Source organism: Pseudomonas sp. GW821-FHT09C09 (assembly GCF_059418105.1).
The window spans coordinates 755,943-774,929 of record NZ_JBWKPF010000002.1 but is presented as its reverse complement, the minus strand read 5'-3'; the positions used below and the strand labels follow the sequence as shown (position 1 = coordinate 774,929).

Sequence of the window (18,987 nt, the reverse complement as noted above, 5' to 3'; positions counted from 1 at the left end):
AATCACCAGCAGCAGGATCAGATGGCGCAGCTTCACACGTGAGCCCCCGCGAGTGCCAGATGCCGGGTCGCCATATCGCGCAAGGCCAGCAACGAGGCCGCCGACTCACGTTCGATGCGCCGTTTGAGCAACAGCTGATTGGCGATGCGCATACCCAGACTTTCGAAGCGGTAATCCAGAGTACGTACGAAGGCCGTGCCTTCGCCTGCGGCCGAACATTCGTAGGTCAGATGCAATGACAGCCCATGATCGCCCTGAGCCCGGGCACACCAGCGCCTGCCCGGCAGGTATTCAGTGACTTCCCAGCTCAAATGGCCTTCGCGGCCACCGGCATGAATGTCTTCCTCAAAACGCGCGCCGGCATGCAACGGGCCGGCGGGGCCGTCGATTTTCAGCGAGGACGGATGCCACTCGGGCCAGCGGCTGACAGTGGCGGCGTAGGCGAGGACGGCAATCGGCTCGCCGGCGATGTCGATCGGATGCTGCATGCGGGTCATGGGCGTTCTCGAATCGGTGAGGGGGACGGGTTCCGGCTCCCAGTAGAGGGTGCCGAACAGGTAATCCATCAACGGCAGGACGATGTTGAAATTGCGCTCCTGCATACGTTCACGCCGATGATGCAACTCGTGCAGACGGCGCATCTGGCGAATCCACGGCAGACGGCTCAGCGGATGCTTTTCCGGCAAGTGCTCGCAGGCGTGAAACACTTCATAGGTGAGGTAGCCCAGCACCATGCAGCCACCGAACAGCCCGGCGACGTTGGCGTTGACCTGTGCGAACAGCCACCACAGGGGCAGGGTGATCACCAGCGTGTGCACCACGATCAGCCACGCCGGAAACAGGATCACCCGCCAGTCGCGGGCACTGTCCCAGGTCATGTGGCCGGGGGTGAAGAAGCTGTGATGGTCGCCGGCATGGCGGGCGTAGAACATTTTGGCGAAGGCTTTTTTGTGATGCCCGAGGTGGCGGTGCACCACGTACACACCGAAATTGAAGAACAGCAAGGTCAGCGGCACCGCCAGCCATTCCAGCGGACGCACCTGCTGCACGCTGCTCCAGAACGCGCCGACGGCCAGTACGCCGAACAGCAGCACGAACGCACCGTGCAGCCATGGGTTGTACAGCGGATGAATCGCCGCGCGATAGCGGCTGCGAAATGCCTCGGTGGTCTGCCTCACTGCGGTTACCTGCGGATATTGTCGTTATCCCGGCAGATTAGCCGATCCCGCCGTTTGTGCAGGGTCTACCTTGAGGTCACAACTGCCATGCTCCGGTGCATAGCGGTCGTCAGCTCAACGGGTTCCAGCGCTGCGACCAGTCGTCATCGGCCTTGATCACTTCGCGCAGCAGATCGAACGCCTGTTGCAGGGTCGCCGAATCACGGTCGCGGGAATAGACGAGGTAGGTCGGATAGCCGAACTCCGGAGCCTTGGTCACGACTTCCAGGGCGCCGCTTTCCAGGTAGGTGCGAACGACACGGGTGCGGAAATAGCCGCTGCCGCCGTTCTCCAGAATGTATTGCAGGGCCAGCGGGCCGAGGTTGAAGCTCAGGGCGGCCTTGGCTTTTTCCGGCAATGCAGCATCGTGCTGACGGCGGAAGTCGGTGCCCCAGTCGATGTACACGTAGGGAGCGGGGCGGTTGGGTGTCCGGACCAGAATCAGTTTCTCTTCCAGCACTTGCTCGACCTGCAGGCCCGGCCAGTATTCCGGCTGGTAGACCAACGCTGCGTCGAGCACGCCGAGTTCCAGTTGACGCAACAGGTTCTCGCCATCGCGGATGTCCATGCGCAGGGCATGGCTGGGGATCTTCTCGCGCAGTTCGGCGGCCCAGCTGAGCATCAACGGGTTGCACAGGCTGACCTCGCCACCGATGTGCAGCACGTTGTCGTAGCCCTCGGGCAGCGGCAGGTCGCGGCGCGCGGCTTCCCAGGTCTGCACCAGTTGATTGGCGTAGACCACGAACGCCTCGCCATTGGCAGTCAGCCGCGCACCGGCTCGGTTGCGCACGAACAGCGTGCTGCCCAACTGGCTTTCGAGTTTTTGTACGCGGGCGGTGATCGCGGTCTGGGTGACGAACAGCTTTTCCGCCGCCGCCGCGAGGCTGCCGTGGCGGACGATTTCCAGAAAGGTGCGGGCGAGGTCGATGTCCATGGGCGGGCCGGAGATTGAGGTGTCGGCATTGTAGGTGCAGGTTCGCGATCACGTCATCGTGCAATCGCGAACCTGCATCGGGATTCAACCGGCCAACTCAGCCTCACGCACCCGCGCCCAGTCCTCCACCAACCGCGCCGGCGTGCAGCACGTCTTGCGCTTGTACACGAAATTGCGGCACTTCTCGGCAAACTGATTGCGGTTGTACAGCATGTCTTCCTGCATCTCTTGCAGCTCGCTATCGCGGCATTGGCGGATCAACTCATGATCGACCCGCAGCTTGCGCTCACGCACCGCTGCATACGTCGGATCGGTCAGTACCGAATTGGCCCGTTGCAGCAACCACAAACCGAATTCGTCCGGGCAGCGCGGGCCGATTTCCTGGACCATGCCCAGTTGCAACGCCTGGGCAGCGCTGACCGGTAGACAGGCCTGGGTCAATTGTTCGGCCATTGCCGGGCCGACGGCGCGGGGCAGGCTGTAGGTCCAGTATTCCGAGCCGTACAGGCCCATGCTCTTGTAATGCGGATTGAGCACGATGTCGGCGCGAGCGAACACGATGTCAGCCGCCAGGGCGAGCATCACACCGCCAGCACCGGCATTGCCGGTGACCCCGCTGACCACCAGTTGCCGTGCGCTGAGCAGTTCTGCGCAGACATCATCGATGGCCTGGATATTGGCCCAGGCTTCGGCGCCCGGATCTTCCGCCGCCTGAATCACGTTCAGATGCACACCGTTGGAAAAGCTGCCGCGCCCGCCCTTGACCAGCAGCACCTGCGTGTCGCGGGACTTGGCCCAGCGTAGCGCTTCGACCATGCGTTGGCACTGCTCGGTGCTCATGGCGCCGTTGTAGAACTCAAGTGTCAGCTCGCCGACCCGCCCGGACTCGCGATAGCGGATCGGCTGATAGGCCTCATCGCTGAATGGCGCGTTGGCAATCGACCAGTCCAGCACCGGTACATCCGCCAATTGCCCGGCCAGCACATGCCGTGCCGGACGCTTGAAGGTTTCTTCGCCCGGTTGCGGTTTACGTCGCAGCGAGCCGATCCAGAGGCTGTGATCACCTGTCGCCACCAGCACCGCATCGTCATGTACCGCGAGGATCTCGCCGGGGATGCCGGTGCGCTGATCGAGGTGCGCGTCATACACGTAATACTGGCCGCCCGCGAGGCTGGCGAGCACGCCGGGCTGGCCGTCCGCCGCGTCGATGCAGCGCTTGATGAAGCGCGAGCAATCGTGCCAGCTGAAGGTGCGGTCGTCCTGTTTCATGTTCGGTTGCAGGCAGCCGCGAACTTTGGGATCGGTGTAATCCAGGGGCACCGGGACGAAACCGTCGATGAATTTCTCGACCACTTCGCGGATGCAACGGATCGCCGCGTCACTGACCCGGCCGTTGTACAGCTCGGATTTGCGCAGGCCTGCCGGCAGATTGAATTCGCAGGTGGCCCAGACCGGGCCGGCGTCCATTTCTTCCACCGCTTGCAGGGCGGTCACGCCCCAGGTTGGCAGCTCGCGCATGATCGCCCAGTCCAGCGCGCTGGCGCCGCGATCACCGACGATGCCGGGGTGAATGATCACCACCGGACGTTGCGGATTGCTCCACAGCGCATGGGGAACGCGGTCCTTGAGGAACGGACAGATCACGAGATCGGCGCCGCTGTTTTCGATCTGCTCGCACACGGCGGCTTCATCGGTGAACAGCACCACGCTCGGCGAATGGCCCGCCTGACGCAGCTCCAGCCAGGCACGTTGGGTCAGACCGTTGAACGCCGAAGACAGAAGAATGATGTTGAGTGATCGCATGATTGCTCTTCCTTGAAGGGGCAGCCGCAGGCTCCGGTGAGCCGTCCGTGGCTATCGATGGAGGCGCAAGGTTAGAGAGAGGCGCGGCGGGCGCCACTGATCGAGATCAACGTTGTGTCAGCCAATGTTGCCGTGGCGACAAAGCGTCTTATGCTCAATGGTTTGCATATCCTGATTTTTTATTACTTCAAATGTCCGCGACGCTATTGCACAGTCGCAGCCCTGATCAACGCCGGACGATCCCGGCGTATCCATGGATTTTCGCAGCGGGTGGAGCCCGTTTTCAGGGAGTAAGGCATGGGGAGTCACAACCCGCATTACCAGCTCATCGGGCAAATGTTCCAAAAGGACTACCGATGGTTATGCGCCGCAGTCAGCCGTACCCTCGGCTGCCCGCACAGCGCACAGGACATTGCTTCGGAAACCTTTCTGCGGGTGCTGGCGCTGCCCGATCCGCTGGCTATTCGCGAACCCCGTGCGCTGTTGACCACGATTGCCCGGCGTCTGGTCTACGAAGGCTGGCGCCGGCAGGATCTGGAACGCGCCTATCTGCAAAGCCTGGCGCTGGCGCCGGAGCCGGTGCATCCGTCGCCGGAGGAGCGGGAACTGGTGATCGAAGCGTTGCTGGCGGTGGATCGCTTGCTCAACGGTCTGTCGGCCAAGGCCAAGGCTGCGTTTCTCTACCATCAACTCGACGGCCTGACCTACAGCGAAATCGGCGAACGCCTCGGCGTCTCCACCAGTCGGGTGCAGCAGTACATGGTCGAAGCCTTCAAACGTTGCTATCAGGCGATGCAGGCATGAGGCCGGACGAAACACTGATCGACGAAGCAGCGCAATGGATGGCGTTGTTGCAGTCGGGCGACGTCAGCCTGCAAGAGCGTGCAGCGTTCGAAGCTTGGCGTGCGGCGGATCCCCGGCATCAGCAGATCATCGAGCAGATGGGCGGCGGACTGAATCTGTTGCGCCATGCGAACCTGCGCGGGTTGCCCCGTGAGAGTGTGCTGCACAGCCTGAATGCGCCCTCCAGCAGCCGTCGTCGATTCATCAGCGGCAGCCTGAGCGTGCTCGGCCTCGCGGTGCTGGCCGGGCTGCTCGGGCGACGTTATGGCTGGTTGCCCGAGGCCGGCGAGTTGTCGACCGGAACAGGCGAGCGACGCGAATTCACGCTGGAAGATGGCAGTACCTTGATGCTGAACGCCCGCAGCCGCGTGGTGCCGCGATTCGACAGCGCAGAGCGTCTGCTTGCCCTGCGCAGCGGGGAACTGCTGGTCGATGTGGCGAAAAATCCGGCCCGGCCGTTTGTGGTCGAGACCGGACACGGATGGATGCGCGCCCTCGGTACGAAATTCCTGGTGCAGCGCGCTGAGGATTCGACGCGGCTGGTGATGCTGCATTCGCAGGTCGAAGTGGTCACTGCCGGCGGCGCACGGCAAGTGGTGGAGGCGGGCGAAAGCCTGTTGTTCAACGAACGGGAAATCCTCGCACTGGAACGCAGCAAGGGACAGGAAGGTGCCTGGGTCCAGGGACGTCTCGAAGTGCGCGACCGCCCCTTGAGCGAAGTCATCGACAGCCTGCGCAGCTATCGTCGCGGGATTCTCCACCTCAGCCCGGAAGTTGCGGGTCTGCGCCTCAGCGGTCTCTATCCGCTGGACGACAGCGACCGTACCTTGCAGTTGCTCGAACGCTCGCTGCCGATTCGCGTCACCTGGCACAACCCGTACTGGGTGAGCATCGACGCCCGGTTATAAAACCATAACTTCCCGGTCTATCTGCCCCCCTATAAAAAGCGCCGGCCCACTGCTCATTCCCTGCAGACGCCTTCAACAGGGAAGCCCCTCGATGTTCTCATTCAAACAACAATCAACCCGCCTGACGCTGGCCGCTGCGCTGGCGATGGGCATCGTGCCTTCGGCCGTTCTGGCGCAAGACGCCGCCACTCAGGTGTTCACTTTCGATATCGCCCCGGGAGCGCTCGACGAGGTACTGCTGGATATCTCGCGCCAGACAGGCGTGCCGATTTCTTTCAGCCAGAATCTGGTGCAGGGCAAGCGCAGCAGTGCAGTGCGCGGTGCGTTGGGTGGCCGGCAGGCGGTGGAGAAGGCCTTGCTCGGCAGCGGTCTGCAAGTCGAGCAGGGCGCTCAAGGCTTGAGCATTCGCCAGGCAGATGCGCCGAGCGCCGCACCGGTCAAGGCTGCCGCCGTGGTGCCCGCCAGCAGTGCCGATTACCGCATGGAAAAGGTCACGGTCACCGGCTCGCGGATCGCCCGGGCGCAGAGCGATGGCGCGACGCCGGTCAACGTCATCACCCACGAAGAAATGGAAGCGCGGGGCTACAAGAACGTTTACGACGCGCTCGCCACGCAAACCCAGAACACCGGCATGACCCAGGGCGAAGACTACGGCAACACCTGGCAACCGGCCGCCAGCGCCCTTAACCTGCGCGGCCTTGGCCCTAACCACACACTGGTGCTGATCAATGGCCGACGGGTCGCCGATTACCCGACGCCGTACGACGGCAAGGTCAACTTCACCAACCTGGCAAACATTCCCTCGGCAATCATCGACCGCATCGAAATCCTCAGCAGCGGCGCATCCGCCATCTACGGTTCGGATGCGATTGCCGGGGTGGTGAATATCATCCTCAAGGACAAGATGAATGGCGTCGACGTCAACCTCAAGGGCGGTACCAGCGAGCGCGGTGGCGGTGACAATCAACGGTTGCAGATCAGCGGCGGCGGCAGTTGGGGTGACTTCGACGGCCTGTTCGGGCTTGAGCTGACCCATCGCGACCCGATCTGGGCCGATGACCGGGGCTTCATGCAGAGCGGGCCGCTGGCGGATGTCGGTTATCGTCGCGACCTGAGCAACAACCGTTATCTGGGACCGGGCTGCGGTGCTTATCAAGGCACGTTCGACAACAAACTGTTCAACAGCGGCGGGCGCTGCCGCACCGACCAGATGTACAACGATTACTGGACGATCCAGACGCAAAAGGAAAACTACGACGGCTACACTCGCGGCACCTGGCATTTCAGCGACAGCGGTCAGGTGTTCGCTGATCTGATGTATGGCCTCGATCACATCCAGAACAACACCCGTGGCCCGACCTTCACGTCGCCGGACTTCATCAACCAGAACAGCGGCAATCTGGAGCGTTGGTATCGGCGCTTCGGTGAAGAGGAAATCGGCGGGCGCACCAGCAACAACAGCAAGTGGCGCGATACCTCGTGGACCGGCACCCTCGGGCTGTCGGACAAGATCGCCGACACCGGCTGGCACTATGACCTGGCGGCCAATCGCTCGGAATACAAAAGCGTGCGCACCACGCGCTATACGCCGCTGTCGTCGATCCAGGATTTCTACTTGGGCCCGCAGCTCGGTACACGTGGCGGCTACCCGGTATTTTCCCCGGATGCTTCGCGTCTCGACCGGCCATTGACGCCTCAGGAATGGCAGCAGTTCCGCGGTGACCTGACCCAGAGCAGCAAGTCGGTGTCCACCAGTTACAACGCCTCGGTCAATGGCGATCTGTTTGACCTGCCAGCCGGCGCGGTCGGATTTGCCGGCGTACTGGAGGCGGGTAAACAGGAATACCGCATCGACCCGGACGACAGCCTGAATGACGGCAGTTACTATGGTGTGACGCCTGCACAAAGCTCCGGCGGTTCGCGCAAGCGCTACGCGGCGGGCGGCGAATTCAGCATTCCGGTCACCGACACCGTGCTGGCGACAGCGGCGGGGCGTTGGGACCAATACAAATTCAGCGGCCGCACCGAGCAGCAGAAAACCTACAACCTCGGCCTGGAATGGCGGCCGATCACCAGCCTGTTGCTGCGCGGCAGTTACGGCACCAGTTTTCGCGCGCCGGATCTGAATTACATCTACCAGTCCGACAGCAACGGCTACTACCCGGCGCAGATCGACTACTACGGCTGCAGCCAGGGCGTGGAAGGCGCCTGTGATCGTGGGCGGGTCAATTACACCCAGAGCGGCACGGCGGATCTGGCATCCGAACGCGGAAAGTCCTGGACGTACGGGTTTGTCTGGTCGCCGTCGCGCAATTTCGATTTCTCCACCGATTTCTGGCGGGTGGAAATCGACGACCTGCTGACCACCGTCGACGAAAACCGCCTGTTGCAGGAAGAGAACGAATGCCGCAACGGCACTCAGGACATCAACTCGGCCAACTGTCAGTCCACCCTGGCACGCGTCGATCGTAATCCCGGCAATGCCGCCATCGATCCCAACCAGTTGCAGCGGGTGCGGGTCAACGCGATCAACGCCGCCAGCGAGCGGGTCAGCGGTCTCGATTTCAAGAGCAACATTCGCTGGGGCGCCGGGCAGTACGGTGCGTTCAGTTCGGCGCTGGGCTACACCCTGGTGCTGTCGCATTTCTACAAGGAATCGGACGAAGCCCCGACCCAGGACTTGCGCACTTCGCGCAGCAACTACGACTGGCGCAGCAAGGTCAACGCCAGCCTGACCTGGGATTATCAGAAGGCCACGGCGACCCTGATGGGCATCCGTTATGGCTCCGTCACCAACGGCGCGGGCGACGGGCGTCTGTCACCGTGGACGGTGTTCAACGCCAGTGCGCGCTATCGCTTGAACGACCGGGCGAGTGTCGGGCTGACCGTGAACAACGTGCTCAATCAGGTCAAACATGACGACTCGGCCGGCTGGCCGTATTACCCGACCGGCAACTACGACCCGTATGGGCGGCAGTGGTGGCTGGATGTGAGTTATCACTTTGGCAGTTGAGAGCGGAAAGACGCCCGGCAGCGTCCTACGGAAGTTGCCGGACTTTGCGCGAAAACGGGGATATTTCCGACGACTTTTTAAGGTTGGCCGTCGGAAGCGGGGCCTATAGCATCGGTCGTGACATGAAGTCACTGACCGGCCTGAACGCTCGGGCCCCTGACATTGGATGGATTATGCGAACCGCACATCTCGAGCACGAAAACTCTGCTTATTCCCCTCGTGATTTCTGGCGTGCCGATCACGCCAGGTGCCCTACGGAGGGTGCTCCAGTGCCCCAGACGAAAGCACCCAGACTTACCGGTCTGACGAAGGTCGAGGGAAAACCCGTGGAGGTGTTGCTGCGTGGCCGGATATGGGACAGAGACACCATGTACATCATCCGTTATGCGCTGGAAGGCTTTGATCTGCGCGACGTTGTGAACATGATTTCAACGTCCGAGCTATACCGGGAGAGCGAACTTGTGCAGCTCATCACCGGAAGGTCCGTCAGAACCGTACGGCGCTTGCTTAACAGCGACGAGCCTACGCGCCTGAGCCGCCAGCAGAGCATGATCGCCTTCCAGTATGCGCACACTCTGGAGTCCGCCATCGAGGTGTTCCACGATCAGTCGAGCGCCGAGGAATGGTTGAACAAGGCAACCAAATGGTTAAACGGTTACAGGCCCGTCGCATTGATTGAGAGTTCTTTGGGGTATCAATCGGTCGATGCGTATCTGCACCGAATCAAATACGGGGTTTATCAATGAACCCGTTGCCTTGGGACGACCGTTGGTATGCGTGGCGGCTGGACCCGGAGGTTTATCGATGCACCTGGGACAGCGGAATTGGTTCGGAACTGCAGGGTGGCCGATGGAACCGGCCCGGCCGGCGTGTCGTCTATGCCTCGATCGATCCCTCTACCGCCATTCTGGAGGTGGCAGCTCATGGTAGCTTTAACGCACTGGATAGAAGTCCCTATGTGCTGACGTGCTTTGAGGTGCTCAGTGAGGCACTTGTGAAAATCGTGCAACCCGAGGAACTGCCAAACCCCTACTGGATGAGCCCGGCACAGGCGTCGCCCAACCAGCAGGATTTTGCCGATGCTTTGCTCGCCCAGCATCCGTTCGTACTGATCCCCTCGGCAGCCACCCGGCATTCGTGGAACTTGCTGGTGAGCTGCGATCTGGCGGAGGGGCAATTCAGGATGGTCTCTCAGGAACGGTTCGGGCTGGATACGCGATTGCTGCGGGACGCAGAATTGGTCTGAGAAAATCACATTCCTCTTTTTTGCATAACCTCATCACCCAACGGTCTAAATCGCGCCCTATAAATCCCTATTGGTCATCGCACATCCCTGCATAAACCAAAACGCAGGGATGGCTGTTCATGATTCGATTTTCACCCGTTAAATCCCCGTTGAGCCTGGCCTTGCTGCTGGCGATCAACACATTGCCGGCGATTGCCGCCGACAGCAGTGCCACAGAACCGACCACTCAACTGCAACGGGTCGAAGTGACCGGCACCGCGATCCGCCGGGTCGATGCCGAAACGGCAGTACCGGTCACCATCCTTCGGGTGGAAGAATTGCAGAAGCAGGGTGTGACGACGACTGAAGAGCTGGTCAACCGCATCTCTGCCAACCAGTCCTCCGTAGGTTCAGGACGTTCGGTGGGTTCGAGCAGCGGCGGGGCGTCTTACGCCGACCTGCGTGGCATCGGCCCGAACAAGACCCTGGTGCTGCTCAACGGTCGCCGCTTGAGCAACAACGCGACCAACGCCATCAATGGCTCCGGTGTGGATCTCAACACCATTCCGTTCGCCGCCATCGACCGGGTGGAGGTGCTGCGTGATGGTGCCTCGGCGCTGTACGGCACCGATGCCATCGGCGGGGTGATCAATTTCATCACCAAGACCAGCCTCACCGAGGGCCAGATCAGCACCAACTACGACACGCCGACCCATTCCGGCGGCGGTGAAAGTCGTAATTTCAGTGGCAGTTGGGGATTCGGTGATTTGCAGGACGATCGCTTCAACGTCTTCGGTGTCGTGAGTTACGACAAGCAGCAACGGCTGGCCGCTGAAGATCGTGGTTACACCTACAACTACCAGCCGGGGCGCGGGCTCGATTACACCTCCGGCACGGCATCACCGGCCAACTGGAGCCAGGGCAGCAACGCTACCAACCCGTTGGCGGGGTCCGGTTGCAATGCACCGGGTCTGCTGTCGCGTAACGGTATCTGCCGCCAGAGCCTTTGGAATTACCTGGATCTGGTGCCGGAAACCGAGAAGACCTCGGCCTTCGCCAAAGCCACCGGCAAGCTGTCGGACGATCACAACGTCAGTCTCGAATACTTCTGGGCGCGCAATAAAAACCGAACCCAGATCGGTCCCGGCACCCTGATGGGTAATCAGGTCAATCCCGGCACGGCGTTTTATCCGGGCAACGGCATCACCCCCGGGCCTAGCGGTTTTGCCCTTGATTCAACGCAACCGGTGGACGTGAACTGGCGTGAAACGGCGGTCGGCGCCCGCCGCCACGAAGACGACAACACCGGTCAGCGCCTGCTGCTGAATTTCGACGGCACGCTGGTTGGGTGGGATTACAACCTTGGCGCTTCGTACAACCAGAACAAAGTGGTCAACACGATCCGCAGTGGTTATGTGAACGACCGCGCCGTCAGCCAGGGGATCGTCAATGGCGTGATCAACCCGTTCGGGCCGCAGACGGCTGCCGGTTCGGCGTTGCTGGCGGCCAACGCGGTGGATGGTGATTACGCAACTGCCGTGGGCCGGGTGAAGGCGATTGACGGCCGTGTCAGCCGCGAGATCGGCGACTGGTTCGGTGCTGGTCCATCAGCATTGGCGCTGGGCGGCGAGTACCGCAAGGAAGACTTCCATCAGGATTTCGCCGCGTTTGCCGGTGATGTGCAGAGCCTCGGCGTGGACCCCAACGGCAGCGTGTCAGGGGATCGCAGCGTCTCGGCGCAATATGCCGAGGTCAATGTGCCGGTGCTCGACAGCCTGGAGTTGTCCGCTGCCGTGCGGCATGACAAGTACAGCGATTTCGGCAGCACGACCAACCCGAAATACTCGTTCCGTTTCCAGCCGTTCAAGGAACTGGTGGTGCGCGGCGCGTATAGCGAAGGTTTCCGCGCACCGTCGCTGTATGAACTCTATAACCCGAATTTCACCACCTTCACCAACGCCAACTACAACGACCCGCGCCTGTGCGCCGGGGGTAATCCGAGCAACGGCGGCATCGCCAATCGCGACTGCGCCCAGCAGTTCAACCGGACCACGGGCGGCAACACGGACCTGAGCCCGGAAACCGCGCGCAACGTCACCGTCGGTTTCGTTTATCAGCCGTTCGATCGCCTGACCACCGGGCTGGATTTCTGGTGGATCAGCATCGCCAACCAGATCGCCGAGTTCCCCGAGTCGGCGGTGTTCGAAAATCCGGAACTGTATCCGGAACGCTTGATCCGCAAGCCTGACGGCTCCATCGATCACGTCGTCACCGGCCTGGCTAACCTCGGCAAGATCAAGACCAATGGCGTCGACGTCAGTTTCGACTATCGGCTGCCGAGCACGCCATATGGCGACTTCGGTATTGGCCTGCAAGGAACCTATGTCAGCCGTTATGAGTATCAGCAGCAGCTCAAGGGCGATTTCATCGACAAGCTCGGAGATTTTCGCGGGGGTGACTTCGCGTCGGCCGGCGCGGTGGCCCGCTGGCGTCACAGCCTGACCGGCAGCTGGAACCACGGCCCGTTCGGCGCGAGCCTGACCAACCGCTACACCAGCGGTTATCACGACTCGGACCGGGAGACCCACGACTACGTTGGCTCCTACAACGTCTGGGACGTGGCCGGCACCTACACCTGGCGCAAGACCCTGGCGGTGACGCTGGGGGTGAAAAACCTGTTCGATCGCGAGCCGCCATTCAGTAACCAGACCTACACCTTTCAGAGCGGCTACGACCCGAAATACGGCGACCCGTTCGGGCGAACGCTGTACACGCGGCTCAACTACAAGTTCTGAGAATGACCAGACATGGCCGGTTTTAGTAACCCATCGTTCTAAAACCGGCCCTATAAAAAGTGCCCGCCTGTTGCACAACACAATCAGGCAGGCACGCGGTTAAAGGATCTGCCCATGTTTTCCAGACTCACTTTGCTGGGCGTATGTCTTCTGCTGAGCCCTGCGATATTTGCGCAGCCTCAGCATGCCCTCACGGTCTACGGCGAAGCCCCGAAGTACGCCCCGGACTTCCAGCATCTGGCCTACGCCAATCCCGATGCGCCCAAAGGCGGCAGCCTGCGGCGTTCTTCGCTGGAAAGCGGTCCGTTCGATCACCTGATTCCCTACATCGACAAAGGCACCGGCGTCGCCGAAATCGACGGGTGGCTTTATGCGCCGCTGGCTTATCGCAGCAAAGACGAGCCTTACAGCGTCTACGGTCTGGTGGCGCAGCGGATGGAGCTGGATGCGGATCGACGCTGGGTACGTTTCTATCTCAATCCGCAAGCGCGTTTTGAAGACGGTACGCCGATCACCGCCGAGGACGTGCGCTACACCTTTGAACTGTTCACCACTCAGGGGAGCCTGAAGTACCGGCAACAGTTTCGCGACGTCGCCGAGGTGCAGGTCGAGTCGCCAACCCAGGTGCGCTTCCTCTTCAAGAACAACGACAGCCGAACCTTGCCGCTGGATCTGGCGGTGCTGCCTGTTTTACCTGAGCACTGGTGGCGTACCCGGGACTTTGCCGAGGGTGGTGGTTTCGAGATTCCACCCGGCAGCGGCCCTTATCGGGTGAGCGCGGTGGATGCCGGGCGCAGTGTGAAATTTCAACGGGTCAAGGACTGGTGGGGCAAGGATCTGCCCGTCACCCGGGGGCTCTACAACTTCGATCAGTTGAGTGTGGAGTTCTTTGCCGACACCGACGTGTCGCGACAAGTGCTCAAGGCCGGCGGCTTTGATTACAACCGCGAGTTCTCCGCTACCAGTTACACCATCGGTTATGCCGGCGCGGCGCTGGAGCAGGGCAAGTTGTTGCGTGAACACCTCGCGCCCGGCGCGGCTCAAGGTGCCCAGGGTTTCGTGTTCAACCTGCAGAAGCCGATGTTTCAGGATCGGCGTGTGCGGCAGGCGATTGCCATGCTCTGGGATTTCGAATGGAGCAACCGGCAGATGATGCGCAGCATGTACTTGCGCCAGCGCAGTTTTTTTTCCCACAGCGCGCTGTCAGCCACTGAGTTGCCGGACGCCGAAGAACTGAAAATCCTCGAACCTTGGCGCGGCAAGATCCCCGATGAGGTGTTCAGCCAGGTGTTCGAAGCGCCGCGCACCGATGGCAGCGGCAACATTCGTGCGCAACAGTTGCAGGCGTTGAAACTGCTGGCGGCCGCCGGCTGGAAACCCCGGGGCGATCAACTGGTCAACGCTGCCGGCGAGCCGCTGCAATTTACCTTTCTCAACGGCCAGAAAGGCTTCGAGCGTCTGCTGCTGCCGTTCAAACGCAACCTGGCGCAGATCGGCATCGGCTTCGATATCTGTCAGGTCGACACCGCGCAATACACCAATCGCGTGCGCAGTCGCGACTACGACATGATCGTCGTCGGTTATCCGGTGAGCCAGGCGCCGGGGCGTGAGATGTTCAACTACTTCGGTTCCGACGGCGCCGAAGATCCAGGCTCCAACAACTATATGGTGCTGCGTGATCCGGCGGTGGATGCATTGCTCGAAGGCGTGGTGCAGGCCGACAGCCGTGAAAGTCTCTTGCGCCATGCCCGGGCGCTGGATCGGGTGCTGCAGTGGGGCTACTACTGGATTCCGAACTATTACCCGCCGGGCATTTCCACGGTGTGGTGGAACCGTTTCGGCCGACCGGGGATTGCACCGCTGTATGACGCCGGTCTCGACACCTGGTGGGAAATCAGCCCCACGGCGTTGACCGCCATTCAGGCGCAAAAACAGCAAAAGGAGTTCGCCCATGTGGGGTTATAGCCTGCGGCGTCTGCTGCTGATCGTGCCGACCTTGCTGGCGATTCTGCTGGTGAATTTCGTGATCGTGCAGGCCGCGCCCGGTGGACCGGTCGAGCAGGCCATCGCTCGTCTGCAGGGGATCGGTGTCGGTGGGGCAGTAGGTGCAAGCCATGTCGAAACCATTGGCGGCGAGTCCCTTGCGACCCGTGGCCTGGACCCGAAACTGGTGGCCGATATCGAGCGTCAGTACGGCTTCGACAAACCCGCCAGTGAACGCCTGTGGCTGATGCTCAAGAGCTACGCGCAACTGGATTTCGGCAAGAGCTTCTTCCGTGGCGCGACGGTGACCGAGCTGATCTGGCAGAAGTTGCCGGTGACCTTGTCGCTGGGGCTGTGGGCGACGCTGATCACCTATCTGATATCGATCCCGCTGGGCATCCGCAAGGCCGTGCACAACGGTTCTGCGTTTGATGTCTGGAGCAGCGCCGCGATCATCATCGGTTATGCGATGCCGGGGTTTCTGTTTGCGCTGCTATTGATCGTGGTCTTCGCCGGTGGTACCGCGCTGGACTGGTTTCCGGTGCGCGGGCTGGTCTCGGACAACTTCGCCGAGCTGACGCTGTGGGGCAAGGTGGCGGACTACTTCTGGCATCTGGTGCTGCCGGTCAGTGCGCTGGTGATCGGCGGTTTCGCGACGCTGACGATCCTGACCAAGAACAGTTTTCTCAACGAGATCTCGCGGCTGTATGTGGTCACGGCCCGGGCCAAGGGGCTGAGTGAGCGGCAGGTGCTGTACGGGCATGTGTTTCGCAACGCGATGCTGTTGGTGGTCGCCGGACTGCCCCAGGCGCTGGTGACGGTGTTCTTCGGCGGCTCGCTGCTGATCGAGGTGATCTTCTCCCTCGACGGCCTCGGACGCCTGAGCTACGAAGCGGCGGTGTCGCGGGATTACCCCGTGGTGTTTGGTTCGCTGTTCATCTTCACCCTGTTCGGGCTCTTGATAAAACTGCTGGGCGACCTGTGCTACACGCTGGTCGATCCGCGTATCGACTTTACGGCGAGGGCTGCCTGATGCTGACACTTTCTCCCATCGGGCAGCGCCGCTGGGCGCGCTTCAAGACTCACCGGCGCGGCTGGTGGTCGTTGTGGCTGTTTCTGGGACTGTTCGGCGTAAGCCTGGGCGGTGAGCTGGTTGCCAACGACAAACCTTTGCTGGTGACGTTTCAAGGTGAATGGTTCTTCCCGGCCTTCAAACGCTACACCGAACAGGATTTCGGCGGCGAGCTGCCGTTCCAGCCTGACTATCGCAGCGCCCAGGTGCGCGAGCTGATCGAGGGGCAGGGCGGGCGAATGTGGTTTGCGTCAATCCCGTTCGGTTTCGACACGGTCAATTACGATCTCACGGAACCGGCACCGAGCCCGCCCTCCGGCGACAACTGGCTGGGCACCGATGACCAGGCGCGGGATGTGCTGGCGCGGGTGATTTTCGGCACCCGGGTATCGCTGCTGTTTGCCTTGGCATTGACCGCCACCAGTGCGTTGATCGGTATCGCTGCCGGGGCCTTGCAAGGCTATTACGGTGGCTGGGTCGACTTGATCGGGCAGCGTTTGCTCGAGGTCTGGTCGGGGCTGCCGGTGCTGTATCTGCTGATCATTCTGTCCGGATTTGTCGAGCCAAATTTCTGGTGGTTGCTGGGGATCATGGCGCTGTTTTCCTGGCTGAGCCTTGTGGATGTGGTGCGCGCCGAGTTCCTGCGCAGCCGTGGGCTGGAGTACGTGAAAGCCGCACGGGCACTGGGTGTCGGCGATGCACAGGTGATCGTGCGGCACATCCTGCCCAACGCCATGAGTGCGACGCTGACGTACCTGCCGTTCATTCTTACCGGGGCGATTGCGACCTTGTCGGCACTGGACTTTCTCGGCTTCGGCATGCCGGCGGGCAGTGCTTCGCTGGGTGAGTTGATCGGTCAGGGCAAGGCCAATCTGCAAGCGCCGTGGCTGGGCCTGACGGCGTTCTTTGCGCTGGCGCTGATTCTTTCATTGCTCGTCTTCATCGGCGAAGCCTGCCGTGATGCCTTCGACCCGAGGACTTGATATGCGTGAACATTTGATCGAAATACGCGACCTGAAGGTTGCCTTCAAAGGCCAGGAAGTGGTCCACGGCATCGACCTCGACATCCGCCCGGGTGAATGCCTGGCGCTGGTGGGCGAGTCCGGTTCCGGCAAGTCGGTGACGGCCCACAGCATCCTGCAACTGCTCGACCCGAACATCACGCGGATCGATGGCAGCATCCGTTATAGGGGCGAAGAGTTGCTCGGCGTGCATGAGCGTTATCTGCGGCAATTGCGCGGCAACCGGATCGCGATGATCTTTCAGGAACCGATGAGTTCGCTGAACCCGTTGCATAGCATCGAGCGGCAACTGGGCGAAAGTCTGGCGCTGCACAAAGGTCTGGCAGGCGCAGCGGCGCGCAGACGGATTCTGGAGCTGTTGGACCTTGTGGGCATTCAACACCCGCACGAGCGTCTGAAGGCTTATCCGCATCAGCTCTCCGGCGGGCAACGGCAGCGAGTGATGATCGCCATGGCGCTGGCGTGTGAGCCTCAGTTATTGATCGCTGATGAGCCGACCACTGCCCTCGACGTTACCGTGCAACGCAAGATCCTGCTGTTACTCAAGGACCTGCAACAACGACTGGGCATGGCGCTGCTGATCATCAGCCACGACTTGAATCTGGTGCGCACCATCGCCCAGCGGGTGGCGGTGATGCGCGCCGGCGAGATCGTCGAGCAAGCGACTTGCGAGCAGTTATTCCGGGCACCGCAGCATCCCTACAGCATCGAGTTGCTCAATGCCGAACCCGGCGGCGAGGCGCTGCACAGGGTCGGCGCGGAGGACCTGCTGCAAGTGCGCGATCTCAACGTGCGCTTCAGGCTCGGTGGTGGCTGGCTGCGCCGCAAGTCCTGGCTGCACGCGGTCAATCGCATTGATCTGAGCCTGCAACGTGGCCGGACCCTGGGAATCGTCGGTGAATCCGGTTCGGGAAAATCCACCCTCGGACAGGCGATCCTGCGCCTGATCGATGCCGAGGGCAGTATCCGCTTCGAGGGTGAAGCGCTGGAACATTTGAGCGGCAAACAACTGCGACCATTGCGCAAGCGCCTGCAAGTGGTGTTTCAGGACCCGTTCGGCAGCCTCAGTCCGCGCTTGTGCGTGGAGCAGATCATCGCCGAAGGTTTGCAGGTACACAGTGACTTGAACGCGCGGGAGCGCGAGCAGGCCGTGATCGATGTGTTACGGGACGTGGGACTCGACCCGGCGACACGTCATCGCTATCCCCACGAGTTTTCCGGCGGGCAGCGGCAACGCATCGCCATCGCCCGGGCGCTGGTGCTCAAGCCGGATTTGATCCTGCTGGACGAACCCACTTCGGCACTGGATCGTACCGTACAGAAACAGATTGTCGCGCTGTTGCGCCGTCTGCAGAAGGAACACTGTCTGACGTATCTGTTCATCAGCCATGATCTGGCGGTGGTGCGGGCACTGGCCCACGACCTGATCGTCATGAAGGACGGTGAGGTCGTCGAGCGTGGGGAAACGGCCGAATTGTTTCGTTCGGCACAGCATCCGTACACCCGGGAATTGCTGGCGGCTTCGTTTGTGACACCGGTCACGAGGGTGCAGGCCGGGCAGGAGAGCAGCCTTTCATCAATTGATCAGATCCGGTAAATTCCGCGTCCCCAGCCCTCACACGGAAGTAAACGATGGCAAAGCCTGCCGCGCGCCTGAGCGATCTCAATGCCTGTCCGGTCACTGGCCACGGTACCAACCCCAGCACCAGTGGTTCACCCGATGTGAACATCAACGGCATGCCCGTGTTGCGTGTCGGCGACACCACGGCGTGTGGTGATACGGTCACCGAAGGCATCGGCAACATCCTGATCAATGGCAAGCCCATCGCCTTTCTCGGCAGTGCCACTGCTCATGGCGGCATGATCATTACCGGTTCCGGCGATGTGTTCGTCGGCACTCAGGTCGGCTCCGCTCCTTTCACGCCGATCATTACCGTACCCAAGCACAGTGAGCGCTTCCAGCTGGTGGACGAAGGCACCGGCGAAGCCATTCCCGACATGCTCTATTGCATCGAAACCGGTGACGGTCAGCGTCTGGTCGGCCACACCGACAATCACGGTAACGCGGCACGGGTATTCACAGCCGATCCGACATCGATTGTCGTGCAATGGGGCAAGGAAGCCGCCGCTCACCTGGATGCCCTGGGCATTGATTACTAAGGAAAGTTGAAC

At 61.4% G+C, this 18,987-nt stretch carries 14 protein-coding genes; 11 read left to right on the top strand and 3 right to left on the bottom strand.

Annotated features, from left to right (window positions below):
- Positions 1 to 32: 32 nt before the first annotated feature.
- The 3 genes from AC07NR_RS08470 to AC07NR_RS08460 all read right to left on the bottom strand — a co-directional run bounded on the left by AC07NR_RS08470 (position 33) and on the right by AC07NR_RS08460 (position 3,954).
- The gene (locus AC07NR_RS08470; RefSeq protein ID WP_495078333.1) at positions 33 to 1,178 is read right to left on the bottom strand and encodes a sterol desaturase/SRPBCC family protein; all 1,146 of its coding nucleotides are present in this window, start codon (positions 1,176 to 1,178) and stop codon (positions 33 to 35) included.
- Positions 1,179 to 1,287: 109 nt separating this feature from the next.
- Positions 1,288 to 2,151, bottom strand: coding sequence for a LysR family transcriptional regulator (locus AC07NR_RS08465; RefSeq protein WP_085710108.1), 864 nt, complete (start codon positions 2,149 to 2,151; stop codon positions 1,288 to 1,290).
- A gap of 84 nt (positions 2,152 to 2,235) precedes the next feature.
- Complete coding sequence (locus tag AC07NR_RS08460; RefSeq protein WP_495078332.1) at positions 2,236 to 3,954, bottom strand: hydrogenase maturation protein; 1,719 nt, start codon at positions 3,952 to 3,954, stop codon at positions 2,236 to 2,238.
- Positions 3,955 to 4,251: 297 nt separating this feature from the next.
- Here AC07NR_RS08460 and AC07NR_RS08455 point away from each other — a divergent pair, with 297 nt between their 5' ends.
- The 11 genes from AC07NR_RS08455 (at position 4,252) to AC07NR_RS08405 (ending at position 18,975) form a co-directional block, all read left to right on the top strand.
- A complete protein-coding gene (locus AC07NR_RS08455; RefSeq protein ID WP_085710106.1) occupies positions 4,252 to 4,758 on the top strand; it encodes a sigma-70 family RNA polymerase sigma factor in 507 nt (168 codons plus the stop codon).
- Positions 4,755 to 5,705, top strand: a complete 951-nt coding sequence (locus AC07NR_RS08450) for a FecR domain-containing protein (RefSeq protein ID WP_495078331.1) — start codon at positions 4,755 to 4,757, stop codon at positions 5,703 to 5,705. The genes AC07NR_RS08455 and AC07NR_RS08450 overlap by 4 nt, the downstream gene beginning before the upstream one ends.
- A gap of 91 nt (positions 5,706 to 5,796) precedes the next feature.
- A complete protein-coding gene (locus AC07NR_RS08445; RefSeq protein ID WP_495078330.1) occupies positions 5,797 to 8,718 on the top strand; it encodes a TonB-dependent receptor domain-containing protein in 2,922 nt (973 codons plus the stop codon).
- A 368-nt stretch (positions 8,719 to 9,086) separates the two neighbouring features.
- Positions 9,087 to 9,464, top strand: a complete 378-nt coding sequence (locus AC07NR_RS08440; protein WP_318653957.1) for an antitoxin Xre/MbcA/ParS toxin-binding domain-containing protein — start codon at positions 9,087 to 9,089, stop codon at positions 9,462 to 9,464.
- Positions 9,461 to 9,964 carry an RES family NAD+ phosphorylase gene (locus AC07NR_RS08435; RefSeq protein ID WP_248740636.1) on the top strand — a complete coding sequence of 168 codons (504 nt, stop codon included), beginning with the start codon at positions 9,461 to 9,463 and terminating at the stop codon, positions 9,962 to 9,964. The genes AC07NR_RS08440 and AC07NR_RS08435 overlap by 4 nt, the downstream gene beginning before the upstream one ends.
- A 119-nt stretch (positions 9,965 to 10,083) precedes the next feature.
- Positions 10,084 to 12,738, top strand: a complete 2,655-nt coding sequence (locus AC07NR_RS08430) for a TonB-dependent receptor (protein WP_495078329.1) — start codon at positions 10,084 to 10,086, stop codon at positions 12,736 to 12,738.
- A gap of 114 nt (positions 12,739 to 12,852) precedes the next feature.
- Positions 12,853 to 14,703: an extracellular solute-binding protein gene (locus AC07NR_RS08425; protein WP_495078328.1), complete on the top strand. Its 1,851-nt coding sequence runs from the start codon at positions 12,853 to 12,855 to the stop codon at positions 14,701 to 14,703.
- Entirely contained in the window at positions 14,690 to 15,754 is a 1,065-nt protein-coding gene (locus tag AC07NR_RS08420) for a microcin C ABC transporter permease YejB (RefSeq protein ID WP_495078327.1), read from the top strand. Before AC07NR_RS08425 ends, AC07NR_RS08420 begins: the two co-directional genes overlap by 14 nt.
- Positions 15,754 to 16,776 (top strand): ABC transporter permease, encoded by a 1,023-nt coding sequence (locus AC07NR_RS08415; protein WP_495078326.1) that lies wholly within the window; start codon positions 15,754 to 15,756, stop codon positions 16,774 to 16,776. Before AC07NR_RS08420 ends, AC07NR_RS08415 begins: the two co-directional genes overlap by 1 nt.
- A 1-nt stretch (position 16,777) precedes the next feature.
- On the top strand, positions 16,778 to 18,412 hold the full coding sequence (locus AC07NR_RS08410; protein WP_495078325.1) for an ABC transporter ATP-binding protein: 1,635 nt from the start codon (positions 16,778 to 16,780) through the stop codon (positions 18,410 to 18,412).
- Positions 18,413 to 18,447: 35 nt separating this feature from the next.
- Positions 18,448 to 18,975, top strand: coding sequence for a PAAR domain-containing protein (locus tag AC07NR_RS08405; RefSeq protein WP_134826519.1), 528 nt, complete (start codon positions 18,448 to 18,450; stop codon positions 18,973 to 18,975).
- Positions 18,976 to 18,987 lie beyond the last annotated feature (12 nt).